This is a genomic window from Pseudomonas sp. GNP013 (genome assembly GCF_054343995.1).
Map to the genome: position 1 here is coordinate 5,345,467 of NZ_JBTGUT010000001.1, position 25,181 is coordinate 5,370,647.

Below are 25,181 nucleotides of genomic sequence, written 5' to 3' on the forward strand. Positions count from 1 at the left end.
AAAGTCCCTCACAACTGGTAATACACAGGAGGCGCACCGCTTTTCGCCATGACCGCCATAGAAACCGATCTTCTGCAATTGGCTTACCCTCCGCGACTCGATCTGGGGCCGCAACTCACTCACGAACAATTGATGAGCTCGATGCAGGCCACCATGGCGCGGCACAAGGGTGGGCCGGTGTGGCTGTTTGCTTACGGTTCGTTAATCTGGCGCCCTGAATGTTCGTCGACCGAACGCGTGCGGGCACGGGTGCATGGCTATCATCGCGGGCTGTACCTGTGGTCCCACGAGCACCGGGGTACGCCGGAGTTGCCGGGGCTGGTATTCGGGCTTGATCGCGGCGGCTCGTGCAGCGGGTTCGCCTATCGCTTGCCGGAAGATCAACTGGAGGCGTCGCTTTACGCCTTGTGGCAGCGCGAGATGCCTTACCCCTCCTATAAACCGCACTGGCTCAGCTGCCGTCTGGAAGATGGCAGTCAGGTTCAGGCGCTGGGATTTGTCTTGGAGCGACACTTGCCCAGCTATGCCGGCAACTTGCCCGATATCGTGCTCAATCACGTACTGCAGAGCGCTTGCGGGCGTTACGGCACCACTCGCGATTATGTCGAGCAGACCGTCAACGCCCTGCGCAGCCACGCCATGCCAGATAAAAACCTGGAGGCGCGGCTCAAGCGTTGTATCAAGGATTGCGCGGCGGATTAACGCGCCGAGCTGACACTGTTGGTGTGCCACAGGGTCGGGATCAGGAACGCAATCGCCAGCAGGCACGCGCCGATCAGCAACACAAAGCCACCGTCCCAGCCGAAATGGTCCACGGTGTAGCCCATGGCGGCACTTGCGGCCACCGAACCACCCAGGTAACCGAACAGACCGGTGAAGCCTGCAGCGGTGCCGGCGGCCTTTTTCGGCGCCAGTTCCAGCGCCTGCAGGCCGATCAGCATCACCGGGCCGTAGATCAGGAAGCCGATCGACACCAGGGCGATCATATCGACAGTCGGGTTGCCCGGTGGGTTGAGCCAGTACACCAGAGTCGCCACGGTCACCAGGGCCATGAACACAATGCCGGTCAGGCCACGGTTGCCGCGGAAGATCTTGTCCGACATCCAGCCGCACAGCAGCGTGCCCGGAATACCTGCCCACTCGTAGAAGAAGTAGGCCCACGATGACTTGTCGACGGTAAAGTGTTTGGCTTCCTTGAGGTACGTTGGTGCCCAATCCAGCACGCCGTAGCGCAGCAGGTAAACGAAGACGTTGGCAAGCGCGATGTACCACAGCATTTTGTTGCGCAGCACATACTTGACGAAGATTTCCTTGGCGCTGAATTCTTCTTCGTGGCTGGCATCGTAGCCTTCCGGGTAATCGTTCTTGTATTGCTCGATGGGCGGCAGGCCCACCGATTGCGGCGTGTCACGCATGGTGATAAAGGCAAACGCCGCCACCAGCAACGCCACGGTCGCCGGCACGTAGAAGGCTGCATGCCAGTCGTTGAACCAGGCCATGCCCAGCAGGAACAGCGGACCGATCAGGCCGCCACCGACGTTGTGCGCCACGTTCCACACCGACACCACGCCGCCGCGCTCTTTCTGCGACCACCAGTGCACCATGGTCCGCCCGCTTGGCGGCCAGCCCATGCCCTGGGCCCAGCCATTGATGAACAGCAGGATGAACATCATGGTCACGCTGGACGTTGCCCAAGGTGCGAAACCGAAAATGAACATCACACCCGCCGACACCAGCAGGCCGAAGGGCAGGAAGTAGCGCGGGTTGGAGCGGTCGGACACCAGGCCCATGAGGAACTTGGACAGGCCGTAGGCAATCGCGATCGCCGACATCGCCAGGCCCAGTTGACCACGGGTATAACCCTCGTCGATCAGGTAGGGCATGGCCAGGGAGAAGTTTTTGCGCAGCAGGTAGTAACCGGCGTAACCGATGAAAATACCGGCGAAGATCTGCCAGCGCAGTCGTCGATAGGTACTGTCGATCTTTTCTTCAGGCAGGGGCGCCTGGTGCGCGGCAGGACGAAAGAAAGCAAACATTCAAGAGCTCCAGATTTCTTGTTTTGACTGCGGATGCGAATGTTACAGTTTCGTTACCGAAAATAGCACCGCCTCTCATGGGCAAACACAAGAAATCCGAACACGTCGTAAATGGATAAGTGCGAGTCGTGATTGCGCGCCAGGGCACATCAGCGCTGCAGATGTGGGCGGGGGGGCTTGCTCCCGATAGCGGTGGGTCAGCAATCGGGAGCGAGCCCCTTCCCGCAGTGATTGCATTTCACTGCATTCAGCGAGTTTGGACGACCACTTTGCCGACAGCCTTGCGCTGCCCCAGGTCGTTGATCGCCTGGGCCGCCTGATCCAGCGGATACATTTTCGACACCAGCGGTTTTAACCGGCCTTCGCCATACCAGGTGAACAACTGCTGAAAGTTCGCCGCATTGTCCTGCGGCTGACGCTGCGCGAAAGAGCCCCAGAACACGCCGACCACCGCCGCCCCCTTGAGCAGTGCCAGATTCACCGGCAGTTCGGGAATGCGTCCGCTGGCAAAACCGACCACCAGCAAGCGGCCGTTCCAGGCAATGGCGCGGATGGCCTGGTCAAACAGGTCGCCACCCACTGGGTCGTAGATCACATCGGCGCCATTGCCGTCGGTCAGGCGCTTGACCTCGTCCTTGAGGCTGGCGTCGCTGTAGTTGATCAGTTCATCGGCGCCGGCCGCCTTGGCCACGGCGAGTTTGTCGGCGCTGCTGGCGGCGGCGATCACCCGCGCGCCCATGGCCTTGCCGATTTCCACGGCGGCCAGGCCCACGCCCCCGGAAGCGCCGAGTACCAGCAGAGTCTCGCCGGGTTGCAGGTTGGCCCGTTGCTTGAGCGCGTGCATCGAGGTGCCGTAAGTCATGCTGAAGGCGGCGGCGATGTTGAAGTCCATGCTCGGCGGGATCGGCAGTACGTTGTAGCCGGGAACGGCGACCTGTTCGGCAAAGCTGCCCCAGCCCGTCAGAGCCATCACGCGGTCGCCGACTTTCAGGTGGCTGACTTTTTCGCCGACTGCGCTGACCACCCCGGCCGCTTCGCCGCCCGGTGAGAACGGGAAGGGCGGCTTGAACTGGTACTTGCCCTCGATAATAAGAGTGTCCGGGAAATTCACCCCGGCCGCGTGCACGTCCAGCAGCACTTCGTTCTTTTTGAACGCCGGGCTTTCGATCTCTTCCAGCACCAGGGTTTCGGCGGGGCCGAAGGCTTTGCACAGCACAGCTTTCATCGGACTATTCCTTTTGGCGTCTTGGCCGATAAGTGTAGGAGGGAACGCCCGTGGGTCAACGAGCATGCCCGGGCCTGATGAGTCGCCATAAGCTTGTGCTCTGCCTCGCTGGCGTTATGCTGCTTGGCAACCAAATGTGAGGAATGAATTGTGAAAGCGTGGATCCTGTTGATGCTGGCCCTGACCTTGCCGATGGCGGCTCAGGCTGAAGAGGCCAAGGAAGGTGAGGCGCCGAAGGTCAGTTATATCAGCCTGACCCCGCCGTTCGTGGGCAACTATGGCCTCGATGGCACGGCGAAACTCAAGGTGTTCAAAGCCGATATTGCCCTGCGTGTCACCGGTACCGAAGCGGCTGCGGCGGTCAAGGCCAATGACCCGCTGATCCGTAATCAGTTGGTGGCGCTGTTTACCCAACAGACCAACGAAGCCATGAGCACCGTCGAAGGCAAGGAAAAACTGCGTCAGGAAGCTCTGAAGCAAACCCAGCAGGTCATGAACGATGAGACCGGCAAGCCGATGGTGGAAGACCTGTTGTTCAACAACCTGATCATTCAGTAACCGGCGGCACCTCCCATATCTTCAGCAAGGCTGCGGTAAACGCGGGCTCCAGTACGCGGTTGCCATGGCCACTGAGGTGGTTGGAGTCGAAGAACAACGGTTTGGCGTTTTCCTCGTAGGCCGAACAGGTGGCACCGGGGCATAACAGCGGCAATGGATCCCAGGTATGCAAGGCCGGATAACGCGTCTCCAGTTGTCGCAGCAATTGCATCTGCGGCGCGCGCAGCCGCTCAAGCTGATTGCGCTCCATTGTCAGGCCCGGCTCGCACACCGGGTTCATGCGATTGAACCAGTCCGCGCAACGATTGGGCGCGGCCTTGAACACAGGTTTGGGGGCGTCGATCAGGATGTTGAGCTGCGCCGCCTGCAGGCGTTGCAATAATCGCTCGGCATCGGTTCGCGCCGCTTCCATGTTCTCGTCAGTCAGCTCTTTCAAGGCTTCATCGATTATCGCTGACTCACCTTCGCGCCACGGGCGGGCGGTGAGTTCAGGCATGCGCAGGGAGGCCAGGAACACCACGTCACCCGGCTTGGCGCGGGCCTCGATCTGCTTGAGCTGGGCTTCGCGCGACGGGGCGCAGCGCACGGGGTCCGGCCCGATCAAGCTGGCGACAGCGCAACCCCCTTGTTCATATTCCACCACCGTCACCCCGAGCTTGAGCGAGATCAACTTCAACAAGGTGCGGTAGGCCGCCGTATGCGAGTCCCCCATGACGAACAGCTGGCGTCCCTGCACACGCGGGTCATCGAGGGTTTCAAAGTCTTCCTGTGGATAATGTTTGTAGGCATACCAGGTGTAACTGTCGCGGGTCTGGCTGAGTGACAGGGTCGATGCGTTCGTCGATACCCACTGCGCCCCCAGCCACAGCAGCCCGGTGACGCCCGCAACACTGGCAATCGCAGGCCATGCCTGGCGTTGCACCACGGAGCGGCCGGTGCGAATCGGCATCTCGATCCAGTGGTAGGACGCTGCCGCGAGGGCGAGTACCAGCACCGGGTAAAGCAGTTGCACCGCAAGCAGCTCGAGCCCGGTGGTCCAGCGCAGGAACACCGCGACCGGCCAATGCCACAGGTACAGCGAATACGACAGTCGGCCGAGGTAGGTCACCACCCGGTTTTGCAGCAGGCGTTGCAGCGCACCGGGTGGTTGATCGGCTTGCAGCACGATTCCGGCGAGCATCGAGAGCGCGCCCGCCACGCTGACCATCGCCCAGGGGAACGGGAATTGACCGGGGTTGGCGAACAGCAAACCGACGATGACCAAACCCAGACCGGCGGCCAACATGGCAGGAGCCCACCGGTTGAAGCGCGGCACCGTGCCGATGAGCTGGAACAGCAGCGCTCCCGAAGCCAGTTCCCAAAAGCGCCCGGGCAGCAGGTAGAACGCCGACAGCGGCGCGGCGTTGACCTGATAGGCCCCGACGATCAACGAAGCAGCGGCCATCAACGGCAGCACGGCCCACACGATCGCAACGCGTTGCCGGTAGCGTAACCAGATAAAAAACAATGCCGGAAAGATCAGGTAGAACTGCTCTTCAACCCCCAGCGACCAGGTGTGCAGGTAAGGGTTGAGTTCGGCAGTGGGGGAGAAATAGGTGTCGGTATTCCAGGCCAGCACGAAGTTGCTCAGGCCAAAGAACGCCGCGAGGCCCGTACGGTCGATCAGTTCGCTGAGCCAGAACTGCGGCGTGAACATCGCCGACAGCATGAAGCTCACAGAGAGTACCGCCAGCAACGCCGGCATGATGCGCAGCAGGCGGCGACGGTAGAAGTCTTTCAGGTACGCGCCCAGAGTCAGGTCACGGCGCTCCCACAGGGATTGGCTGATCACATAGCCTGAGATGACGAAAAACAGGTCGACGCCGGTGAATCCGCCGGGCAGCAGGTCGAGAAAATCCAGGTGGAAAATGATCACGCTGAGCACGGCTATGGCGCGCATGCCGTCGATGGCGGGTAGGTAAGCACAGGTGGAACGCGTCACGGGATCTTCCTTCCTGGACAACGGGGTGGACGATTCTGCCAAACCCTGTGGTCCGCCGCGACTAGCCGTTCGGACAGGTATGCGTCCAGGTGTTGCGTGCGCTCAGCGCAGCGCCAACACGGTTGCCCATTGCTCAGCCGTGACCGGCATCACCGACAAACGGCTGCCTTTTTGCACCAGTGGCAACTCGGCGAGCGCGGCTTGCTGTTTCAGGTAACCCAGGCCCAGCACCTTGGGAAACGTCTGCACATGCGCCACATCGATCGCACTCCACGGATTTTTATCGGCGCTGGCCTTGGCGTCGAAGTAGTGGCTTTCTGGCTCCAGCGCGGTCGGGTCCGGGTAGGCGGCCTTGATGATTTTGCCGAGGCCGGCAATGCCGGGCTCTGGGCAGCTGGAATGGTAAAAAAAGAATTCATCGCCCACGGCCATGGCGCGCAGAAAGTTGCGCGCCTGGTAATTACGCACTCCGTCCCAGCGGGCTTCGCCGAGCTTTTGCAGGCCGTCGATGGAGAGTTCGTCGGGCTCGGATTTCATCAGCCAGTAGGCCATTGTCGGGTTCCTGAAAAAGGCGTTGGGCGAGCTGTCGGGCAATTCCATGACAAACCGACAGTCGGTTGGCGCCAAGGTTTGCGTGTTGGTTCACGTTACCGCAGAATGCCGGCTTTTAAGCTTGACGCAGCTGCAACGGACTACTTTGGAACGTTGTTGTCATCGTGTACGAGATGCCTGAAGGGGGGCAATCGATGCAACGTAAACCGGATTTACTATGGATTTTGGTGATTTTATTTGGTCTGGGCGTCGTGACCACCGGGTATGCGCAAAGCTTGTGGACAAACAAGACCGATGCGCCGGCTCAGCTCTCTCCCGTGCAGCAACAGTACAAGCGTTAACCCCGCTTCAAGGCGCCGCTGATTCCAGTGGCGCTCCTGCGATATACCATTGCCTGTCAGTGACGGTGCCTGCCAACGGCACATCCCAACTGGCCTGCGCCAGACGATCAACCTTCTGACATTCATGGGCCAGGCCCAGCAGCGTAGGCTTGCGCCAGTGCCTGCGGCGGGCGAGGTAGGCCAGGCTGCGGTCATAGAATCCGCCACCCATGCCCAGGCGTCCGCCAACATCATCGAACCCCACCAGCGGCAGCAGCACCAGGTCCAGCGCCCACACCTTGCGCTGGCGGCGGGCATTCACCCTTGGCTCCAGAATGCGAAAGCGGTTGGGCCGTAATGCCTCCCCAGGACGCACGCGCTGGAACACCATCTTGGTTCGCGGCCATGCGCTCAGCACCGGCAGGTAGGTGGCCTTGCCCCGGCGCTGGGCCGCACGCAGCAGCAGGCGCGGATCGATTTCACCGTCCGTCGGCAGATACAGGGAAATATGTTTGGCCCGGCGAAACAGCGGGTGCTGTGCCAGTTGCCGATACAGGCCCAGGGCGGCCTGGCGCTGCTCGCTCGGCGTGAGGGCGCGACGGGCCTTGCGCAACATGCGTCGAAGTTGCGGACGGGAAAGCGGCGCAGGTTCGGTCATGGGTTTTCGGCTCATAAAACAATGCCAGTCCGAAGACTGGCATTGAGTTTGGGAATTCAGGCTCCCCGACAGAACCGCTGTCGACTAAGCCCTTGAACCCGAAAGTTCAAGGTGGAAGAAGCAGTAGGCTTTAAGGCTTTCCGTCTAGCGGACATGCACACCAGCCCAACGTGCAACTTCCAGGGTAGTGCGAATCGGCTCCGGGACATCGCCGACTGGCAAGCACGCCAGGGAGTGGGGCGAGTATACCTTAAACAGACTTGGCAATCAGCCCTTGGCTGCGTCCGAATCGCTGGACAGCGCCAGATCGACGCGGTCGAGCAGGTCGCGCACTTGCTCGCGGGTCGAGCCGCTGGCCTGCACATCGGGGCGTTCCTGCTTGTGCAGCAGGTCGTGGGTGATGTTCAGCGCGGCCATCACGGCGATGCGGTCGGCGCCGATCACTTTGCCGCTGCTGCGGATTTCACGCATCTTGCCGTCCAGGTAGCGGGCAGCGCTCACCAGGTTGTTGCGTTCTTCCTGGGGGCAGATGATCGAATATTCTTTGTCGAGGATCTGCACGGTAACGCTATTGCTTGAACTCATGAGTCTTGCTCCAGGGCCTTCAGGCGCGAAATCATCGATTCGACCTTACGCCGGGCGATTTCGTTTTTTTCAATGAGGTGAGCGCGTTCCTCGCGCCAGGTTTTTTCCTGAGCTAGTAGGAGTCCGTTTTGACTCTTAAGTTGCTCGACCCGATCAATTAGCAATTCGAGTCTGGCCATCAGCGCTTGCAGGTCGGTGTCTTCCATTGGGTTCCACTGGATTTGTCTGATGAATGGCAACTGCAGGATAAACGATCTGACGCCCTCGATAGTCTTGGTACGTCTGCCGGTGCTAGGATACAGCGCTCCATTCTAGACATTGCGCCGTCTGGCGCCTAGCTCACCATGCCTATTCAGAACTCCCCGTACGATGCCTTTTCCAAACTGCTGAGCACCAGCGGCCACCCCTGCTCGCCTGCCGAACTGCATGGCGTGCTGTTGGGCCGCAGTTGCACCGGTGTCGGCTTCGATGCCGACAACTGGCTGGCCGATGTGGCCGAGCTGCTGGAGACCGAACCCACCGATAACGTACGCAACGCGTTGATCGGCCTGCAAGAGATGGTCAAAGGCGAGCTGACCGGCGATGACGTCACCGTCGTCCTGCTGCTGCCTTCCGACGACGCACCGCTGGCCGACCGCGCCGCTGCGCTGGGCCAGTGGTGCCAGGGCTTCCTCCACGGTTTCGGCGTGAACGCAGGCGGCCTGGAGCTGAGCACCGACGCCAGGGAAGTGCTGCAGGACCTCGCCGCCATCTCCCAGGTGCAAGATGCCCTGGAAGAATCCGAAGACGGCGAAGGCGATTACATGGAGGTCATGGAATACCTGCGCGTGGCGCCGCTGCTGCTGTTCACCGAGACCAAAAAGTCCGCTGAGCCCGCTGCACCCAAGCCGTCGTTGCACTAAAAAGGAAGCCCCTCTGCCCATGATCCATATCCCCAAAGCGGAATACACCCGGCGCCGCAAGGCGCTCATGGCGCAGATGGAACCCAACAGCATCGCGATTCTGCCGGCCGCTGCGGTGGCCATTCGTAATCGTGATGTCGAGCATGTCTACCGCCAGGACAGCGATTTCCAGTACCTGAGCGGCTTCCCTGAACCGCAGGCGGTGATCGTGCTGATGCCCGGTCGCCAGCACGGCGAGTACGTGCTGTTCTGCCGCGAGCGCAACGCCGAGCGCGAACTGTGGGACGGCCTGCGCGCCGGCACCGAAGGCGCGATCCGCGACTTTGGCGCTGACGACGCTTTCCCCATCACCGATATCGACGACATCCTGCCCGGCCTGATCGAAGGCCGCGACCGGGTGTATTCGGCCATGGGCAGCAATGCCGAGTTCGACCGCCATGTGATGGAGTGGATCAACGTGATCCGCTCCAAAGCCCACCTGGGCGCCCAGCCGCCCAAAGAGTTCGTGGCCCTGGATCATCTGTTGCACGACATGCGTCTGTACAAGTCGGCGGCAGAGCTCAGGGTGATGCGCGAGGCCGCGCGCATTTCCTGCGCGGCCCATGTGCGGGCGATGCAGGCCAGTCGCGCCGGTCTGCATGAGTTCAGCCTCGAAGCCGAGCTGGATTACGTGTTTCGCCAGGGTGGGGCGAAAATGCCGGCCTATGGCTCCATCGTTGCCGCCGGGCGCAACAGCTGCATCCTGCATTACCAGCAGAATGACGCGCTGCTCAAGGACGGCGATCTGGTGCTGATCGACGCCGGTTGCGAGATCGACTGCTACGCCAGCGACATCACGCGCACCTGGCCGGTCAACGGCAGGTTCTCGGCCGAGCAAAAGGCGATCTATGAGATCGTGCTGGCGTCCCAGGAAGCCGCCTTTGCCGAGATCGCGCCGAACAAACATTGGAACCAGGCCCACGAGGCGACCGTGCGCGTGATCACCGCCGGGCTGGTGAGCCTCGGGCTGCTGCAGGGCGATGTCGACGAGTTGATCGCCAGCGAAGCCTACCGCGCGTTTTACATGCACCGCGCCGGCCACTGGCTGGGCATGGACGTGCACGATGTCGGTGAGTACCGGGTCGGTGGCGAGTGGCGTGTGCTGGAAGTGGGCATGGTATTGACCGTGGAGCCGGGTATCTATATTTCCCCGGATAATCAGAACGTGGCAAAGAAATGGCGTGGCATTGGCGTGCGCATTGAGGACGACGTGGTGGTGACCAAGAAGGGCTGTGAAATCCTGACCGGCGGCGTGCCCAAGACCGTGGCCGAAATCGAAGCGCTGATGGCGGCTGCGCGATGAGCCGGGTCAACCTGGCGATTGTCGGCGGCGGTCTGGTGGGCGCGAGCCTGGCGCTGGCATTGCAGGCCGGCGCCAAGGCGCGGGGCTGGAAGATCATGCTGATCGAACCCTTCGCCCCGGGCGACAGCTACCAGCCAAGCTACGATGCGAGGTCCTCGGCGCTGTCATTCGGCGCGCGGCAGATCTATCAGCGGCTGGGCGTCTGGCAGGACATTTCCCGCCGAGCCGAGCCGATCAAGCAGATTCACGTGTCTGACCGTGGCCGTTTCTCCACCGCGCGCCTGTCCGCTCTGGAGGAAGGCGTGCCGGCCCTGGGCTATGTGGTGGAAAACGCCTGGCTCGGCCAATGCCTGTGGCAGAGCCTTGATAAAGACGTGGTGAGCTGGCGCTGTCCGGCGGAAGTCACGCGTATGGAGCCGTTGCCGGACGGCTATCGCCTGACCCTCAACGATGAAACGGTGCTGTCTTGCGACCTTGCGGTGCTGGCCGATGGTGGCCGTTCCAGCTTGCGTGAACAGCTCGGCATCGGTGTCAAAACCCGGCCGTATAACCAGAGCGCGCTGATCGCCAATGTGACCCCGAGCGAAGCCCACAACGGCGAGGCTTTCGAGCGTTTTACCGATGACGGCCCGATGGCCTTGCTGCCGCTGCCGGACAACCGCTGCGCGCTGATCTGGACCCGCATCGGCATGGATGCCCAGCGCCTGGTCGACCTCGATGAGCGCAGCTTCCTCAGCGAACTGCAGAGCGTGTTCGGCTACCGCCTGGGCACGTTCAAGCAAGTCGGCGCGCGTCATTTGTACCCGCTGACTCTGGTGGAGGCTGAAGAACAAGTGCGCTCGCACCTGGCGATCCTTGGCAATGCGGCCCATAGCCTGCATCCGATTGCCGGGCAGGGCTTCAACCTGTCCCTGCGCGATACGGATGCCCTGGCCGAAGCCCTGCTGGCAGGTCCGCAAGTGCCGGGCGACCTCGCGACCTTGCAGGCTTATCGCGACCGTCAGCGTGGCGATCAGCAACTGACCGTGGGCTTCTCCGACCAGGTGACGCGCCTGTTTGGCAGCGGCCAGCCGTTGGTGGCATTGGGCCGTAACCTCGGCCTGCTGGGCCTGGACCTGTTGCCGCCGGCCAAGCGCTGGTTCGCCCGTCAGGCCATGGGCCTGGGCACGCGCTCGGATGTGTGAGTGAATTCTTTATCGACGATGCCTTGCTTGATCAGGTGCGTCGGCAAAACCCTTTACGTGCGGCGCAGGCCGCCAGCGAGGCAGGTTTAAAGCATGGACATGCGCGCAGATGTGCTGATTGTCGGGGCCGGAATGGTCGGAAGCGCCCTGGCGCTGGCGTTGCAGGGCAGTGGCCTGCAGGTGCTGCTGCTCGATGGCAGCCCGCTGAGCGTCAAACCGTTTGACCCAGACGCAGCGTTCGAGCCGCGGGTGAGCGCCTTGTCGGCCGCCAGCCAGCGCATCCTCGAACGGCTTGGCGTGTGGGATGGCATCGTGGCGCGCCGCGCCAGCCCATATGGCGAAATGCAGGTGTGGGACGGCAGCGGCACCGGGCAGATCCACTTTTCGGCGGCCAGTGTGCACGCCGACGTGCTCGGGCATATCGTTGAAAACCGTGTGGTGCAGGACGCCTTGCTCGATCGCCTGCACGACTGCGACCTGGGCTTGCTGGCCAATGCACGCCTGGAGCAGATGCGTCGTTCCGGCGACGACTGGCTGCTGACCCTGGCAGATGGCCGCAAGCTGCGTACGCCATTGGTGGTGGCCGCCGATGGCGCCAACTCCGCCGTGCGCCGCCTGACCGGCACCGCCACCCGCGAATGGGATTACCTGCACAACGCCATCGTCACCAGCGTGCGCAGTAGCCAGCCGCACCAGCGTACGGCGTGGCAGCGCTTCACCGATACCGGCCCGCTGGCATTTCTGCCGCTGGATCGGGACGGGCAGCAGGAATGGTGTTCGATTGTGTGGTCGACCACTCCGGCTGAGTCCGAACGCTTGATGGCGCTGGATGATGAACGCTTCTGCCGTGAGCTGGAGCGCGCATTCGAAGGGCGGCTGGGAACGGTGGTCAGCGCCGACCCTCGCGTCTGCGTGCCCTTGCGCCAGCGTCATGCCAAGCGCTACGTGGCCGAAGGCCTGGCACTGATCGGCGATGCGGCCCACGCGATTCATCCGCTGGCGGGGCAGGGCGTTAACCTGGGGTTGCTCGATGCTGCGGTGCTGGCCGAGGTGCTGCGGGCGGCGAGCGAGCGCGGTGAACGCCTGGCCGAGGTAAAAGTCCTGAGCCGCTACGAGCGTCGGCGCATGCCGCACAACCTGGCGTTGATGGCGGCGATGGAAGGCTTCGAGCGCCTGTTCCAGGCCGATCAGCTGCCGTTGCGCTGGTTGCGTAATACCGGGTTGAAGGTGGTCAATCGGATGCCTGAAGCCAAGGCTGTGTTCGTTCGCCAGGCGTTGGGGCTGACCGGGGATCTGCCGGAGTTGGCGAAACCCTGACACTGCCGTGCAACATCTGGTAACGCCTCCACCAAGCGTTACCAAATGTGAGTCCTTATCATTTGCCCTCTTTTTGCAAATGAGCGACCGCCCCCATGTCGGCACCCAAGCGCCTCCTGACTGCCCTGGCACTCACCCTGATCGGCTGCAGCAGCGCCCAGGCAGCCGACGAAGTCGTGGTCTACTCCTCGCGCATCGACGAACTGATCAAGCCGGTGTTCGACGCCTACACCCAAAAGACCGGCGTGCAGGTGAAGTTCATCACCGACAAGGAAGCGCCGCTGATGCAGCGCATCAAGGGCGAGGGCGAAAACGCTACCGCCGACCTGCTGCTCACCGTCGACGCCGGCAACCTCTGGCAGGCCGAGCACATGGGCATCCTGCAACCGTTCACCTCGGCGGTCATCAACAAGAACATCCCGTTGCAATATCGCTCATCCGCTCACGCCTGGACCGGCTTGAGCCTGCGCGCGCGTACCATCGCCTATTCCACCGACCGGGTGAAACCGGGCGACCTGACCACTTACGAAGCCCTCGCCGACAAACAATGGGAAGGCCGCCTGTGTCTGCGCACGGCGAAGAAGGTCTATAACCAATCGCTGACCGCCACCCTGATCGAAACCCACGGCGCGGCCAGGACCGAGGAAATCGTCAAGGGCTGGGTCAACAACCTGTCCACCGACGTGTTTTCCGACGACATTGCGGTCCTGGAGGCGATCAACGCCGGGCAATGCGACGTGGGCATCGTCAACACCTACTACTACGGTCGCCTGCACAAGCAGAAGCCGGAGTTGGCGGTGAAGCTGTTCTGGCCGAACCAGGGCGACCGTGGCGTGCACGTCAACCTGTCGGGCATCGGCCTGACCAGGTACGCGCCGCACCCGGAAGCCGCCAAGGCGCTGGTGGAGTGGATGACCACGCCTGAGGCGCAGAAGATCTTTGCGGATGTGAACCAGGAGTTCCCGGCCAACCCGGCGGTGCCGCCTTCTGCCGAAGTGGCGACCTGGGGCAAGTTCGTGGCCGATACCTTGCCGGTGGAAGTGGCGGGCAAGCGTCAGGCTGAGGCGATTCGCCTGATGGATCGCGCTGGCTGGAACTGAACGTGTAAAACGCCGCAGATCAAAATGTGGGAGGGGGCTTGCTCCCGATAGCAGTGGATCAGTTACTCATGAGTAGACTGACAACCCGCTATCGGGAGCAAGCCCCCTCCCACACTGTGTTTTGCCTTTGGATCGTCATTCGCAGGAAGTTTGCTCTTGGCCCACCCCGCCCAACGCCGCTGGTACCTGCCGGTGTTCACCGTCGCCGCCCTGGTGCTATTGCCACTGAGCGTGCTGTTGCTGTCTTGGCAAAGTGTTGATGCACACATCTGGGCCCACCTGTGGGATACCCAAATGCCACGCCTGCTGGGCAATACGCTCACGCTGGTGCTTGGCGTTGGCGTCGGTGTGACCTTGTTGGGCGTCAGCCTGGCCTGGTTGACCAGCCTCTGCGAGTTCCCCGGACGGCGCTGGCTCGACTGGGCGTTGATGCTGCCTTTTGCGATTCCGGCGTATGTACTGGCCTTTGTCTTTGTCGGCCTGCTGGATTTTGCAGGCCCGGTGCAGAGCCTGCTGCGCGAAGGGTTCGGCAGCGGCTTGCGCCTGCCGCGCGTGCGCTCCACCGGCGGCGTGATCATCGTGCTGGTGCTGGTGTTCTACCCTTACGTGTATCTGCTCGCGCGCAGCGCATTCCTGGCCCAGGGCAAAGGCCTGATGGAGGCGGCGCGGATACTCGGGCAATCGCCGTGGCAGGCGTTCTGGCGCGTCGCGTTGCCGATGGCCAGGCCGGCGATCGGTGCGGGCGTGGCGTTGGCGTTGATGGAGACCCTGGCGGATTTTGGCGCGGTCTCGGTGTTCAACTTCGACACGTTTACCACCGCGATCTACAAGACCTGGTACGGTTTTTTCAGCCTGTCCAGCGCGGCTCAACTGGCCAGCCTGTTGCTGCTGGTGGTGATGCTGGTGCTGTACGGCGAGCGGCGCGCACGGGGCGCCAGCCGACCCGGCAATGATCGGCCACGGGGCAAGGCGCTGTATCACTTGCGCGGGGTCAAGGCGGCGGTGGCCACTGCCTGGTGTGGTCTGGTGTTCGCCTGTGCCTTTGTGATTCCGATGCTGCAGTTGGTGGTGTGGTTCTGGCAGCGTGGCCGCTTCGATCTGGATGAACGTTACACGGGGCTGATCGTGCACACCCTTTATCTGGGCGGTATCGCGGCGCTCATCACCGTCAGCGTGGCGCTGCTGCTGGCGTTCGCCAACCGTCTGGCGCCGACCCGGGCGATTCGCTCCGGCGTCAGCCTGGCCAACGTCGGTTACGCGTTGCCGGGGTCGGTGCTGGCGGTGTCGATCATGTTGGCGTTCAGCTATCTGGACCGCGTGCTGGTGGTGCCGCTGTCCGGCTGGCTGGGCGGTGCGGGCAAGCCGTTGCTGCTGGGCAGCCTGTTGGCGCTGGTGCTGGCGTATCTGGTGCGGTTCCTTGCGGTGGCCTACGGGCCGCTGGAAAACAGCCTGGCGCGCATCCGCCCGTCATTGCCTGAAGCGGGGCGCAGTCTGGGGGTCAGTGGGCCACGACTGTTTTGCAAAGTGTATCTGCCGCTGTTGCTGCCGGGCACCCTGAGCGCGGCGCTGCTGGTGTTCGTCGATGTGCTCAAGGAAATGCCCGCGACCCTGCTGATGCGCCCGTTTGGCTGGGACACACTGGCGGTGCGGATCTTTGAAATGACCAGCGAAGGCGAGTGGGCAAGGGCGTCGCTGCCGGCTTTGACGCTGGTATGTGTCGGCCTGTTGCCCGTCATCGGCCTGATTCGTCGCTCGGCCCGGCCAATCGGCTAGGTGCCAGTCCTACAGCTTGCGGCTACAATGCGCGGCATTCGGTGCGCGCCGTCTTTCGGATCGGGTCGCTGTGCGTGGCTGCAGGCCTTGTGATTAAAAGGTGTCCAGCGCATATGGCAAGCCTGCGCATCTTCGCCAAGCCCGGAAGGAGAAACCCATGGGACAGCGTACGCCTCTGTATGACCTGCATCTCGCCCTGGGCGCGAAAATGGTCGATTTTGGCGGTTGGGATATGCCTCTGCACTACGGCTCGCAAGTTGAGGAGCACCATCAGGTGCGACGCGACTGCGGGGTGTTCGATGTGTCCCACATGACCGTGGTCGATGTCACAGGCCTTCAGGCCAGGGAGTGGCTTCAGCGCCTGCTGGCCAATGACGTCGATCGTTTGCATGGCTGCGGCCGTGCGCTTTACAGCGCCATGCTCAATGAGCAGGGCGGCGTGGTGGACGACATGATCGTCTATCGCACCCAGACCGGTTACCGGCTGGTGTTCAACGCCGCCACCCGTGACCAGGACCTGGCCTGGATGCAGGCGCAGCTTGGTGACTACCAGGTGCAACTGCATGAGCGCACGGAACTGGCGATGCTCGCCATTCAAGGCCCCCATGCCCGACAGAAAATCGCCGAGCTGGTGACCCAGTCCCGCAGCACCCTGATCCACCAGCTCAAGCCCTTTGAAGGCCAGGCCGACGGCGACTGGTTTATCGCTCGCACCGGCTACACCGGCGAAGACGGCCTGGAAATTGTCCTGCCAGCCGAGCAGGCTCCGGGATTTTTCAACGACCTGGTCGGTGCCGGTATTTCCCCCATCGGCCTCGGCGCCCGCGATACCCTGCGCCTGGAAGCGGGCATGAACCTGTATGGTCAGGATATTCATCAGGACGTTTCGCCCCTGGCGGCCAATATGGCCTGGAGCATTGCCTGGGAGCCGGCGGAGCGCGACTTCATCGGGCGCGCGGCGCTGGAAGCCGAACTGGCGGCGGGTGTGCAGTTCAAGCTGGTGGGTTTGGTCCTGGAAGAACGCGGCGTTTTACGCGCTCATCAGGTGGTTCGTATCGCCAATGTTGGCGAAGGAGAGATCACCAGTGGTAGTTTCTCCCCTACGCTGAGCAAATCCATTGCCCTGGCGCGTGTACCGACGGCGACGGCCGACCGGGCCGAGGTGGAAATCCGCGGCAAGTGGTACCCGGTTCGAGTGGTCAAACCGACCTTCGTGCGCCATGGCAAGACACTGATCTAACTATTTCCGGCAGGCCATTTGGCCGCTGACATTCCTTCTAGAGGGCACAGAATATGAGCACTATCCCTGCCGAACTGCGTTTTGCCGAAAGTCACGAATGGGCCCGTCTGGAAGCCGACGGCACGGTGACCGTCGGGATTTCCGACCATGCCCAGGAAGCGCTGGGGGATGTGGTGTTTGTTGAGTTGGCCGAAGTGGGCGCCACGTTTGAAGCCGAAGGGCAGGCGGGGGTGGTTGAGTCGGTGAAGGCCGCCTCGGATATCTACGCGCCAGTGGCTGGCGAAGTGATCGCTGTGAACGAAGAGCTGAGTGGCAGCCCCGAGCTGCTGAACTCCGACCCTTACGGCGCGTGGATCTTCAAGCTCAAGCCAAGCAACCCGGCTGACCTGGATAAACTGCTGGACGCCGCCGGCTACAAGGCTGCTATCGGCGAGTAAACGCAAAGCGTTGAACAGCACAAACCAGTGTGGGCGCTGGCTTGCCCGCGATGCAGACACCTTGGTGTATCAGTTACACCGCAGTGATGTCATCGCAGGCAAGCCAGCGCCCACATTGGGTTGAGGTGAGCCGGATTTTTCAGTTCGCGTTCAGTACCGCTTTGACCGCCGCTACCGCTCGTTCCACATCCGCCTTGGTCATTGCCGTAAACATCGGCAACGACACAATCAAACGGCCGACTTTTTCCGCCACCGGGAACATGCCTTCCTTGAAACCCTGTGCCCGATAAAGGCTCAGCAGGTGGATCGGTGGGTAGTGGTAACCGATGCCGACGCCATGGGCCTGCATCTGCTCCATGAACGTCGCGCGGGCGGGCAAGCCGTCCTGGCGTTCCGGCAGCACCAGTTGGAACAGGTGCCAGTTGCTGTTTTCGAAGTCCGCTGGCGGTAATTGCGCGCCGTATGCCTGTTCAAAATCACTGCCGAAGCACTGGAAGTAATGCCGCGCCAGATTTTGGCGGTGGGCGGTGATTTTTTCGATATGGGCGAACTGGCCCAGGCCGATGGCAGCGGCGATATCAGTCATGTTGAACTTGCCACCCAACACATCCACGTCCAGGCCGTCAAAGCCGGTGCGGGTAACACCCTGCAGGCGGTATTTTTCCGCCAGGCGTGCTTCCTCGGCGTTGTTCAATACCAGGCAACCGCCCTCGGACGAGGTGATGTTTTTATTCGCCTGGAAACTGAAGGAAACGAAGTCGCCGGTGGCGCCGATTCGCTCGCCATCCCAGCTGGAGCCCAGGGCCTGGGCGGCGTCTTCAATGATGCGCAGGTTGTACTTGTTGGCCAGTGCATAAAGCATTGGCATATCCAGCGGCAAACCGGCCAGGTATACCGGAATGATCGCCTTGGTACGCGGGGTAATGGCCGCTTCCACCTGCGTCAGATCGATATTGCGGGTGACCGGATCGATATCGGCAAACACCGGCGTTGCACCCACTTCCAGAATCACGTTGGCTGTAGCGACCCACGAGATTGGCGTGGTAATGACTTCATCGCCCGGCCCGATACCGGCGATGCGCAAGGCAATCTCCATGGTGCAGGTGCCCGAGTTGAACGTGCGTACCGGGCGCCCGCCGAAATATTCCGACAGCTGTGCTTCGAATGCCTGCACTTTCGGCCCGCTGGTGATCCAGCCGGAGCGCAGCACATCGCCGACCGCCGAGATAGTGGCTTCATCGATGGTGGGTTTGGAAAACGGCAGGAAGGGCTGTTGGCTCATGACGAGGAAGGCATCCGTTTCAGAGTGGCGACGAATAAAGGCTGTGAGTGCCCGGCATGGTTGCACGGTTCGACTGAATATAGCCTGTCGCCGGTGAACGAATTGTCATCTGGCAGGCAAAAAAATGCCGCTTGAAAAAGCGGCATCCTTTAGAGCAGGTATCACTCGGTAACGGCATTCTTCGCGAGAATGGCGTTGGCCAGTTGCATGTCCGTGGCCTGCAGGCCAGGGTTGTCGGCGCGGACCTTCTGCATGGCGGCTTCCAGGTAAGGGCCGCGGATGCCGCCGTCGCTGGCAACGAAGCTGCCTGCGTCGTCTTGAGCGGCAACCACCATCTTGTGGTCCTTGAAGGTCAGGTACGTGGAGCCGGTCGTGGCACCCGACGAGATGACATTGCGCCAGAAGCTGTCGGCCATGGCTGAACCGACTGGGAGGGATAGCACAGCGAGGGTTGCGACAGCATATTTAAGACGCATGGTAGGTGACTCCGGTGGTTGTCTGTTGGGTTTGATTGTAATCAGACCAATCGAGTTCAATCATGACTAAACAGTTTCGACTTTCAATACCACGCCGTCCTGGCCGATCACCCGCACTTGAGCGCCTGCAGGCGTATCCGGGCCGGTCACCATCCATACACCGTCGCCGACTTTCACCTTGCCCCGGCCATCCACAATGGCTTGATGCACAACAAAGGTGCGGCCGATCAGCTCCGAGCCCCGCTCGTTCAGACCCGGCTGATCGCTCGCCTTGGCGCTGCTGCGCTGACGCTTCCACCAGTACACCGCCGTCAGAATCGACAGCAGGGCGAACAGCAGCAGTTGCCATTCCAGCCCCAGCGATGGCACCACGAACTTGATTACGCCCACCGCAGCGGCCGCGATGCCCATCCACAGCAGATACCCGCCGGCCCCGAACACCTCGAGAATCAACAACACGGTACCCAGTGCCAACCAGTCCCAGAACGACAGATGCTGAAGGAATTCCCACATGGCGATGGTCTCAGCCTTTCTTGTTGTCGAACGTTGCCTTGACGATCTCGCCGATACCACCGATGGCGCCGATCACCTGGCTGGCTTCCAGCGGCATGAGGATCACCTTGCTGTTGTTGGCCGACGCCAGCTTGCCCAGGGCGTCGATGTACTTTTGCGCGACAAAATAGTTGACCGCCTGCACGTTGCCCGACGCGATTGCTTCCGACACCACTTGCGTGGCGCGGGCTTCCGCTTCGGCCTGACGCTCACGGGCTTCAGACTCCAGGAATGCGGCCTGTCGGCTACCCTCGGCCTCGAGGATCTGCGCCTGCTTCTTGCCCTCGGCGGTCAGGATCGCCGAAGCGCGCAGGCCTTCGGCTTCGAGAATCTGCGCACGCTTGATTCGCTCGGCCTTCATCTGCCCGGACATGGCAGCCATCAGGTCTGCCGGCGGGCTGATGTCCTTGATTTCGATACGCGTGATCTTGATGCCCCACGGCGCCGTGGCTTCGTCGACGGTGCGCAGTAGCTTTTCGTTGATGCCGTCACGCTGGCTGAGCATGGCGTCCAGTTCCATGGAACCGAGCACGGTACGGATATTGGTTTGCAGCAGGTTGCGGATGGCGTGTTCGAGGTTGTTGACCTCGTAGGCCGCCTGGGCGGTGTTTACCACCTGGAAGAAGCACACGGCGTCGATCTGCACAGTGGCGTTGTCGGCGGTGATCACTTCCTGGGGCGGGATATCCAGCACGCTTTCCATCACGTTGATCTTGCGACCGATGCGGTCCATGACCGGAATGATGATATTGAGGCCAGGCTTGAGGGTGTTGGTGTAGCGGCCAAAACGCTCGACCGTCCACTGGTAGCCCTGGGGCACCACCTTGAAGCCCATGAAAAGAATGGCGATGGCCAAACCCACGAAAAGAAGCAGTACGGTTCCGATCTGCATTGCGATTCCCTATCTGATGGTGTCGGTAAAACGACGTTCGGCCGATTGTAACGGGGTTGTCGCCGATAAGACGGTTTCATTGTCCGACAATCAAAGGATTATTTCTGAATCTCCAGGGGTGACCCGCAGCACTTCGGCCAGGGTGGTCAGCCCGGCCTGTACCTTCAGCAACCCGGCCATCCGCAGGCTGTGCATGTCTTGCCGCAACGCCGCCTTGCGCAATGCCTGCACATCGGTGCCGGGCGTGATCAGTGTCGTGAGCGCCTCATCCATCACCATGATTTCGTAGACGCCGGCTCGGCCTCGGTAACCGCTGTCACGGCACTCTGCGCACCCCACGGCCTCGCAGCTATCGCCCGCAACGCGCTTGCAGGCGGGGCACAGCAGGCGTACCAGACGCTGGGCCATGACCCCCAGCAAGGTGGCTTTGATCAAATAATGAGCAATCCCCAGCTCCTGCAAGCGGCTGATGGCGCTGGGCGCATCGTTGGTGTGCAGGGTCGACAGCACGAGGTGCCCGGTAAGCGCGGCCTGGATCGCCATTTCGGCGGTTTCCTGGTCGCGTATCTCGCCGATCATGATGATGTCCGGGTCCTGGCGCAGCAGGGCGCGAATGCCGCTGGCGAAGGTCAGGTCGATATTGTGCTGCACCTGCATCTGGTTGAACGCAGGCTCGACCATTTCGACCGGGTCCTCCACCGTGCACAGGTTGACCTCGCGGGTCGCCAGTCGCTTGAGCGTGGTGTAGAGGGTGCTGGTCTTGCCGGAACCGGTCGGTCCGGTGACCAGGATGATGCCATGGGCCTTGCTGGTCATGGCGTGCCAGCGCTGCTGGTCTTCGGGCGACAGGCCGAGCTGGTCGAAGTCCTTGAGCAGCACCTGGGGGTCGAAAATCCGCATCACCAGTTTCTCGCCAAAGGCCGTGGGCAAGGTCGACAGACGCAACTCCACCTCGGCGCCCGCAGGGCTTCTGGTCTTGAGGCGGCCGTCCTGGGGTTTGCGTTTTTCCGCCACGTTCATCCGGCCCAGGCTTTTCAGGCGGCTGACCACTGCCATCGTGACCTGGGGCGGGAATTGATAGACATCATGCAGCAGCCCATCGATGCGAAAGCGCACGCGGCCCTGGTCCAGGCAAGGTTCGATGTGGATATCGCTGGCACGCTGGCCGAAGGCGTACTGCAACAGCCAGTCGACGATCGTGACGATATGCGCGTCGTTGGCATCCGGCTCCTGATCGCTGCCGCCGAGGTTGAGCAGTTCGACATTGGCAGGCGCCGCGATTTTCTGATCCGCGCCGCGCACCGACTTCGCCACGCGGTAGAACTCGCCCATGCAGTGCTCGATTGCCTGGGGGTTGGCGACCACGCGCTTTATCGAGCGTTTGAGCACCTGCGCCAGGCCGGCTTCCCACTCGGTGACATAGGGCTGGGCACTGGCGACGGTGACGGTGTGTGCATCCACGGCCACAGCGAGGATCGCGTGACGTTGGGCGAATGCGTGGGACATCAGCGGCACCACCGTCGCCACGTCGATCTTCAGCGGGTCGATGCGCAGATAAGGTTGTCCGGCCTGCCGGGCGAGCCATTGCGTCAGCGCTTCCAGGTCGGCGCCCTGGGCCGCGATGAGTTCCAGCGGATGCCGGTTGCCGGCGGGCAATGTCGACAGGCGCTGTGCGACGTCGGCTGCGACCAGCCCGGCCTCGACCAGAGGCGGCAGCAACGCGTGCAATTGCAAACGGTGATCAACAGACATGCAGATTTACCTGAGAAGCGCTGGACGTCTCCTCAGGCTAGTCAGGTGCTGTATTTTTGCCTCTCAGGGTGTATTGCAGGCTTTTACGCTGAACAACGGGAAGGCAGCCACATCCCCGTGGCGAGCGGGCTTGCCCTAATGCCGTTCAGTTAAGCGCAGATTCCCTGTGGCGAGCAGGCTTGTCCTGCGTTGGGCTGCGCAGCAGCCCCAAAGCCAGGCGCTGAGCCATATCAGGTACACCGCGTTTTCCTTGAGTGGGGGCGCTTCGCGCCCCAACGCGGGGCGAGCCCGCTCGCCACAGGGCCGTGGTTTGGTATTACAGACGCAGCAACGTTTTCCACGCCCGGTTCTGATACACCGCAATCGCCTGATGCATCCGCGCGTCCAGCGACTCATCGGTGATTGGCTGGTTGGCCAGTTGCACCAACTTGTTCAGCTCGCCGTACAGGCGGTCCAGCTCGGCAATGTCCACCACCTGACGTGCGTGATGCAGCCAGGCCTGGATGCGCTCGATGCGCGGCAGCTGCTCGGCCAGGTCTTCGGGTTGCTGCTGGTAGCGCGGCAGTTGCAGGGCGACGGCATCGTCGGCCAGCAGGCGCGGCAGCCAGTTGGTGAGTTGCGCTGCGCCCTGGCGGTTGCCGCGCACGGTGCGCTCGGCGGTCCAGGTGCGGGCCAGCAGCCAGCGCGAGGTGTTCAATGAGAACAGGCCCCAGCGCACGTCTTCGAGCTCTTCGGCGAATTGCTCCGGCGCGGCTTTGCGAATGTCTTCGTCGTCGTCACCGGCCTGTACCAGCGGGCGCCAGTCTTCGAGCAGGGCATCGAGTGCGCTGCGCAGTTCGCTGGTGGACTGGCGTGGCGCCGCCTGACCAAGGCTGCCGATCAGGGCGCGCAGTTCGCCGAGGTGATCTACCCAGTCCTGCAACAGGCGCCAATGGCCGTTGAACCGGTATTGCTCGGCCAGACGCTGGCTGCTGCCCAGCAGGTGCCACATGATCGCGGCGAAGGCGTCGTCCAGCGGCATTTCGGCGTGGATCTGCGGCGCCGGCAGGCTCAGAGAGTAGCTGCCGGCGTCGTACAGGCGGTAGCCGCGCTCGGCCTTGCTGATGTCACACGGCATCAGCGCCAGCGTGGCGGCCAGCTCGGCGGCGAGTTCCAGCAGGGCCGCCGGTTCGCCTTCGCGCAGCTCCAGTTCCAGCTCGCAGATTTCTTCTTTCTGCTTGCCGACCACCACGTGGCCCAGGTCCAGGGCGGCTTCGATCACCACCTTGGCTTTGCCACGGCCCCAGGCGATTTCGGCGCGCTCGCGCACAAAATCGGTAGTGAAGATCGGCTTGAGGGTCTTTTTGTCCAGCTCGGCCAGTTGCTCGGGCCAGCATTCGCCGTCGAGTTTCTTCACGTCGAGCTTGGCTTTGGGCAGGTTCCAGTTGTACTCGTTGCGTTCCGACAGGCCGGCGATGCTTTGGCCACGGGTCTTGAGGGTCTGGATAATCTCGTCACCGTCCTTGCGCAGGCGCAGGGCAACCTTGGCCTGGGCCAGGTCGCGCTCGGGGGTGTCGAAATACTGGTTCATCAACTCACGGCGTTCCCAGCCACTTTTGTTGCGTTTTTTCAGTAGCGGGTGCTCACGCAGCGCAGCGAGGGTTTCGCGGCTGACGCGGAGCTTGATTTCGGTTTCTTTCTGCATGGCCGGAAAATCCAGGATCGGGAGCGCAGCCGGGGAAAAGAGTGGCTGCCAAGGCCGTGCAGTGTACAGGACTGAGCCCGGCAACGCGCCGCAACGGTTTATTGTGTCGTGCAGATGGCTCTATAGTGGGCCCCATCCGTGAAGTCGAGAGGCCGCGCATGCCGTTACCTACCCTGAAAGAGCAATTCGCCGCGCTGATTGCCGCGCCATCGGTCAGTTGCACGCAGGCGTCTCTGGACCAGACCAACCGTCCGGTGATCGATCTGCTCGCCAGTTGGCTGGGCGATCTGGGCTTTGCCATCGACATCCAGCAGGTCAGCCCCGGCAAGTTCAACCTGCTGGCCACCTTCGGCAGCGGTCCCGGCGGGCTGGTGCTGGCCGGGCACAGCGACACGGTGCCGTATGATGACGCCTTGTGGCAGACCGATCCGCTCAAGCTGACGGAAGTTGACGGCCGCTGGGTAGGATTGGGCAGCTGCGACATGAAGGGTTTTTTCGCCCTGGCCATCGAAGCGGTGTTGCCGCTGCTCGACCAGCCGTTCAAACAGCCGTTGCTGATTCTCGCCACCTGCGATGAAGAGAGCTCCATGTCCGGCGCCCGGGCGTTGGCCGAAGCGGGCCGTCCGCTGGGCCGCGCAGCGGTGATCGGCGAGCCCACTGGCCTGAGGCCGATCCGCCTGCACAAGGGCGTGATGATGGAGCGCATCGACATCCTCGGCCGCAGCGGCCATTCGTCGGACCCGAGCCTGGGCCACAGCGCCCTTGAAGCCATGCACGATGCCATCGGCGAACTGCGCGGCCTGCGCCTGGCCTGGCAGCGCGAATACCGCAACCCGCAATTCAGCGTGCCGCAGCCCACCCTGAACCTGGGCTGCATCCACGGCGGCGACAACCCCAACCGCATTTGCGGCCAGTGCTCCCTGGAGTTCGACCTGCGGCCATTGCCGGGCATGGACCCTGAAGTGCTGCGTGCCGCTATCCGGCAGAAACTCGCACCTCTGGCCGAGCGCCATCACGTCCAAATCGACTACGCGCCGCTGTTTCCCGAAGTGCCACCGTTCGAACAGCCCGAAGACGCCGAACTGGTGCGGGTTGCGGAGCGTTTGACCGGCCATCGTGCCGAAGCAGTGGCGTTTGGCACCGAAGCGCCTTATCTTCAGCGCCTTGGTTGCGAAACCCTGGTGCTCGGCCCTGGTGATATCGCCTGTGCGCACCAGCCGGGCGAGTACCTCGAAATGTCACGCTTGACGCCTACAGTGCAGTTATTGCGCGAACTGATCGAACATTACTGCCTCAAACCTGCATAAATTAACCCCTGCCTGTACGTCCATAG

The 25,181-nt window shown here is 62.2% G+C and carries 25 protein-coding genes and 1 other RNA gene; 12 read left to right on the forward strand and 14 right to left on the reverse strand.

Annotated elements, in window-relative coordinates; translation table 11 throughout:
* Positions 1–48: 48 nt before the first annotated feature.
* Positions 49–702 carry a gamma-glutamylcyclotransferase gene (locus tag ACXX81_RS23590; protein ID WP_003234823.1) on the forward strand — a complete coding sequence of 218 codons (654 nt, stop codon included), beginning with the start codon at positions 49–51 and terminating at the stop codon, positions 700–702.
* On the opposite strand, the gene glpT is transcribed toward ACXX81_RS23590, so the two are convergent.
* Together glpT and ACXX81_RS23600 are read right to left on the reverse strand one after the other, a co-directional pair.
* Positions 699–2,036 carry a glycerol-3-phosphate transporter gene (gene glpT / locus ACXX81_RS23595; RefSeq protein ID WP_209986205.1) on the reverse strand — a complete coding sequence of 446 codons (1,338 nt, stop codon included), beginning with the start codon at positions 2,034–2,036 and terminating at the stop codon, positions 699–701. The genes ACXX81_RS23590 and glpT overlap by 4 nt on opposite strands.
* Before the next feature lie 247 nt (positions 2,037–2,283).
* Positions 2,284–3,261 (reverse strand): NADPH:quinone oxidoreductase family protein, encoded by a 978-nt coding sequence (locus ACXX81_RS23600; protein ID WP_003234819.1) that lies wholly within the window; start codon positions 3,259–3,261, stop codon positions 2,284–2,286.
* 150 nt (positions 3,262–3,411) lie between these two features.
* Here ACXX81_RS23600 and ACXX81_RS23605 point away from each other — a divergent pair, with 150 nt between their 5' ends.
* Complete coding sequence (locus ACXX81_RS23605) at positions 3,412–3,819, forward strand: flagellar basal body-associated protein FliL (protein WP_209986201.1); 408 nt, start codon at positions 3,412–3,414, stop codon at positions 3,817–3,819.
* Here ACXX81_RS23605 and ACXX81_RS23610 read toward each other — a convergent pair.
* Complete coding sequence (locus tag ACXX81_RS23610; RefSeq protein WP_458572485.1) at positions 3,809–5,800, reverse strand: acyltransferase family protein; 1,992 nt, start codon at positions 5,798–5,800, stop codon at positions 3,809–3,811. The two genes, ACXX81_RS23605 and ACXX81_RS23610, sit on opposite strands and share 11 nt — an antisense overlap.
* A 102-nt stretch (positions 5,801–5,902) precedes the next feature.
* Positions 5,903–6,352 carry an EVE domain-containing protein gene (locus tag ACXX81_RS23615; RefSeq protein WP_231422773.1) on the reverse strand — a complete coding sequence of 150 codons (450 nt, stop codon included), beginning with the start codon at positions 6,350–6,352 and terminating at the stop codon, positions 5,903–5,905.
* A gap of 194 nt (positions 6,353–6,546) precedes the next feature.
* Between ACXX81_RS23615 and ACXX81_RS23620 the strand changes: the two genes are divergently transcribed.
* Positions 6,547–6,693, forward strand: a complete 147-nt coding sequence (locus ACXX81_RS23620; protein WP_163001020.1) for a hypothetical protein — start codon at positions 6,547–6,549, stop codon at positions 6,691–6,693.
* Between the two features lie 7 nt (positions 6,694–6,700).
* Here the strand turns inward: ACXX81_RS23620 and ACXX81_RS23625 are convergent, their stop codons facing one another.
* The 4 genes from ACXX81_RS23625 to ACXX81_RS23640 all read right to left on the reverse strand — a co-directional run bounded on the left by ACXX81_RS23625 (position 6,701) and on the right by ACXX81_RS23640 (position 8,121).
* Positions 6,701–7,330, reverse strand: a complete 630-nt coding sequence (locus ACXX81_RS23625; protein ID WP_209990563.1) for a 5-formyltetrahydrofolate cyclo-ligase — start codon at positions 7,328–7,330, stop codon at positions 6,701–6,703.
* Positions 7,331–7,388: 58 nt separating this feature from the next.
* Positions 7,389–7,567: non-coding RNA, 6S RNA (gene ssrS, locus ACXX81_RS23630), on the reverse strand.
* A gap of 30 nt (positions 7,568–7,597) precedes the next feature.
* Positions 7,598–7,915, reverse strand: coding sequence for a cell division protein ZapA (locus ACXX81_RS23635; RefSeq protein WP_003234809.1), 318 nt, complete (start codon positions 7,913–7,915; stop codon positions 7,598–7,600).
* Positions 7,912–8,121, reverse strand: coding sequence for a TIGR02449 family protein (locus tag ACXX81_RS23640; RefSeq protein ID WP_003177365.1), 210 nt, complete (start codon positions 8,119–8,121; stop codon positions 7,912–7,914). The genes ACXX81_RS23635 and ACXX81_RS23640 overlap by 4 nt, the downstream gene beginning before the upstream one ends.
* A gap of 138 nt (positions 8,122–8,259) precedes the next feature.
* Between ACXX81_RS23640 and ACXX81_RS23645 the strand changes: the two genes are divergently transcribed.
* The 8 genes from ACXX81_RS23645 to gcvH all read left to right on the forward strand — a co-directional run bounded on the left by ACXX81_RS23645 (position 8,260) and on the right by gcvH (position 17,210).
* The gene (locus ACXX81_RS23645; protein ID WP_057006429.1) at positions 8,260–8,817 is read left to right on the forward strand and encodes a YecA/YgfB family protein; all 558 of its coding nucleotides are present in this window, start codon (positions 8,260–8,262) and stop codon (positions 8,815–8,817) included.
* 19 nt (positions 8,818–8,836) lie between these two features.
* On the forward strand, positions 8,837–10,159 hold the full coding sequence (pepP, locus tag ACXX81_RS23650) for a Xaa-Pro aminopeptidase (protein ID WP_209986189.1): 1,323 nt from the start codon (positions 8,837–8,839) through the stop codon (positions 10,157–10,159).
* A complete protein-coding gene (gene ubiH / locus ACXX81_RS23655; protein ID WP_458572486.1) occupies positions 10,156–11,343 on the forward strand; it encodes a 2-octaprenyl-6-methoxyphenyl hydroxylase in 1,188 nt (395 codons plus the stop codon). Before pepP ends, ubiH begins: the two co-directional genes overlap by 4 nt.
* Before the next feature lie 99 nt (positions 11,344–11,442).
* A complete protein-coding gene (locus ACXX81_RS23660; protein WP_209990560.1) occupies positions 11,443–12,660 on the forward strand; it encodes a 2-octaprenyl-3-methyl-6-methoxy-1,4-benzoquinol hydroxylase in 1,218 nt (405 codons plus the stop codon).
* Positions 12,661–12,755: 95 nt separating this feature from the next.
* Positions 12,756–13,760 carry an extracellular solute-binding protein gene (locus ACXX81_RS23665; RefSeq protein ID WP_458572487.1) on the forward strand — a complete coding sequence of 335 codons (1,005 nt, stop codon included), beginning with the start codon at positions 12,756–12,758 and terminating at the stop codon, positions 13,758–13,760.
* Positions 13,761–13,916: 156 nt separating this feature from the next.
* Complete coding sequence (locus tag ACXX81_RS23670; protein WP_458572488.1) at positions 13,917–15,533, forward strand: ABC transporter permease; 1,617 nt, start codon at positions 13,917–13,919, stop codon at positions 15,531–15,533.
* A 157-nt stretch (positions 15,534–15,690) separates the two neighbouring features.
* A complete protein-coding gene (gcvT, locus tag ACXX81_RS23675; protein ID WP_209986178.1) occupies positions 15,691–16,773 on the forward strand; it encodes a glycine cleavage system aminomethyltransferase GcvT in 1,083 nt (360 codons plus the stop codon).
* 53 nt (positions 16,774–16,826) lie between these two features.
* Positions 16,827–17,210 carry a glycine cleavage system protein GcvH gene (gene gcvH, locus ACXX81_RS23680; protein WP_209986175.1) on the forward strand — a complete coding sequence of 128 codons (384 nt, stop codon included), beginning with the start codon at positions 16,827–16,829 and terminating at the stop codon, positions 17,208–17,210.
* Positions 17,211–17,349: 139 nt separating this feature from the next.
* On the opposite strand, the gene ACXX81_RS23685 is transcribed toward gcvH, so the two are convergent.
* The 6 genes from ACXX81_RS23685 to ACXX81_RS23710 all read right to left on the reverse strand — a co-directional run bounded on the left by ACXX81_RS23685 (position 17,350) and on the right by ACXX81_RS23710 (position 23,848).
* A complete protein-coding gene (locus ACXX81_RS23685) occupies positions 17,350–18,492 on the reverse strand; it encodes a DegT/DnrJ/EryC1/StrS family aminotransferase (RefSeq protein ID WP_322212143.1) in 1,143 nt (380 codons plus the stop codon).
* A 161-nt stretch (positions 18,493–18,653) separates the two neighbouring features.
* Entirely contained in the window at positions 18,654–18,968 is a 315-nt protein-coding gene (locus ACXX81_RS23690) for a DUF2388 domain-containing protein (RefSeq protein ID WP_003234790.1), read from the reverse strand.
* 66 nt (positions 18,969–19,034) lie between these two features.
* Positions 19,035–19,481, reverse strand: coding sequence for an NfeD family protein (locus ACXX81_RS23695; protein ID WP_231422771.1), 447 nt, complete (start codon positions 19,479–19,481; stop codon positions 19,035–19,037).
* A gap of 10 nt (positions 19,482–19,491) precedes the next feature.
* Positions 19,492–20,412 (reverse strand): SPFH domain-containing protein, encoded by a 921-nt coding sequence (locus ACXX81_RS23700; protein WP_057006438.1) that lies wholly within the window; start codon positions 20,410–20,412, stop codon positions 19,492–19,494.
* A gap of 90 nt (positions 20,413–20,502) precedes the next feature.
* A complete protein-coding gene (locus ACXX81_RS23705; RefSeq protein WP_458572489.1) occupies positions 20,503–22,164 on the reverse strand; it encodes a GspE/PulE family protein in 1,662 nt (553 codons plus the stop codon).
* 316 nt (positions 22,165–22,480) lie between these two features.
* Positions 22,481–23,848: a CYTH domain-containing protein gene (locus ACXX81_RS23710; RefSeq protein ID WP_209986162.1), complete on the reverse strand. Its 1,368-nt coding sequence runs from the start codon at positions 23,846–23,848 to the stop codon at positions 22,481–22,483.
* Positions 23,849–24,006: 158 nt separating this feature from the next.
* On the opposite strand from ACXX81_RS23710, the gene argE reads away from it, so the two are divergent.
* Positions 24,007–25,155, forward strand: coding sequence for an acetylornithine deacetylase (gene argE, locus ACXX81_RS23715; protein ID WP_231422769.1), 1,149 nt, complete (start codon positions 24,007–24,009; stop codon positions 25,153–25,155).
* The last annotated feature ends 26 nt before the right edge of the window (positions 25,156–25,181 follow it).

Coding starts and splice junctions, on each gene's coding strand:
- ACXX81_RS23710 (WP_209986162.1), bottom strand. CDS start 23,848: ATGCAGAAAGAAACCGAAATCAAGCTCCGCGTCAGCCGCGAAACCCTC.
- ACXX81_RS23665 (WP_458572487.1), top strand. CDS start 12,756: ATGTCGGCACCCAAGCGCCTCCTGACTGCCCTGGCACTCACCCTGATC.
- gcvT (WP_209986178.1), top strand. CDS start 15,691: ATGGGACAGCGTACGCCTCTGTATGACCTGCATCTCGCCCTGGGCGCG.
- ACXX81_RS23660 (WP_209990560.1), top strand. CDS start 11,443: ATGCGCGCAGATGTGCTGATTGTCGGGGCCGGAATGGTCGGAAGCGCC.
- pepP (WP_209986189.1), top strand. CDS start 8,837: ATGATCCATATCCCCAAAGCGGAATACACCCGGCGCCGCAAGGCGCTC.
- glpT (WP_209986205.1), bottom strand. CDS start 2,036: ATGTTTGCTTTCTTTCGTCCTGCCGCGCACCAGGCGCCCCTGCCTGAA.
- ACXX81_RS23590 (WP_003234823.1), top strand. CDS start 49: ATGACCGCCATAGAAACCGATCTTCTGCAATTGGCTTACCCTCCGCGA.
- ubiH (WP_458572486.1), top strand. CDS start 10,156: ATGAGCCGGGTCAACCTGGCGATTGTCGGCGGCGGTCTGGTGGGCGCG.
- gcvH (WP_209986175.1), top strand. CDS start 16,827: ATGAGCACTATCCCTGCCGAACTGCGTTTTGCCGAAAGTCACGAATGG.
- ACXX81_RS23685 (WP_322212143.1), bottom strand. CDS start 18,492: ATGAGCCAACAGCCCTTCCTGCCGTTTTCCAAACCCACCATCGATGAA.
- ACXX81_RS23600 (WP_003234819.1), bottom strand. CDS start 3,261: ATGAAAGCTGTGCTGTGCAAAGCCTTCGGCCCCGCCGAAACCCTGGTG.
- ACXX81_RS23620 (WP_163001020.1), top strand. CDS start 6,547: ATGCAACGTAAACCGGATTTACTATGGATTTTGGTGATTTTATTTGGT.
- ACXX81_RS23640 (WP_003177365.1), bottom strand. CDS start 8,121: ATGGAAGACACCGACCTGCAAGCGCTGATGGCCAGACTCGAATTGCTA.
- argE (WP_231422769.1), top strand. CDS start 24,007: ATGCCGTTACCTACCCTGAAAGAGCAATTCGCCGCGCTGATTGCCGCG.
- ACXX81_RS23625 (WP_209990563.1), bottom strand. CDS start 7,330: ATGACCGAACCTGCGCCGCTTTCCCGTCCGCAACTTCGACGCATGTTG.
- ACXX81_RS23705 (WP_458572489.1), bottom strand. CDS start 22,164: ATGTCTGTTGATCACCGTTTGCAATTGCACGCGTTGCTGCCGCCTCTG.
- ACXX81_RS23645 (WP_057006429.1), top strand. CDS start 8,260: ATGCCTATTCAGAACTCCCCGTACGATGCCTTTTCCAAACTGCTGAGC.
- ACXX81_RS23695 (WP_231422771.1), bottom strand. CDS start 19,481: ATGTGGGAATTCCTTCAGCATCTGTCGTTCTGGGACTGGTTGGCACTG.
- ACXX81_RS23615 (WP_231422773.1), bottom strand. CDS start 6,352: ATGGCCTACTGGCTGATGAAATCCGAGCCCGACGAACTCTCCATCGAC.
- ACXX81_RS23690 (WP_003234790.1), bottom strand. CDS start 18,968: ATGCGTCTTAAATATGCTGTCGCAACCCTCGCTGTGCTATCCCTCCCA.
- ACXX81_RS23635 (WP_003234809.1), bottom strand. CDS start 7,915: ATGAGTTCAAGCAATAGCGTTACCGTGCAGATCCTCGACAAAGAATAT.
- ACXX81_RS23700 (WP_057006438.1), bottom strand. CDS start 20,412: ATGCAGATCGGAACCGTACTGCTTCTTTTCGTGGGTTTGGCCATCGCC.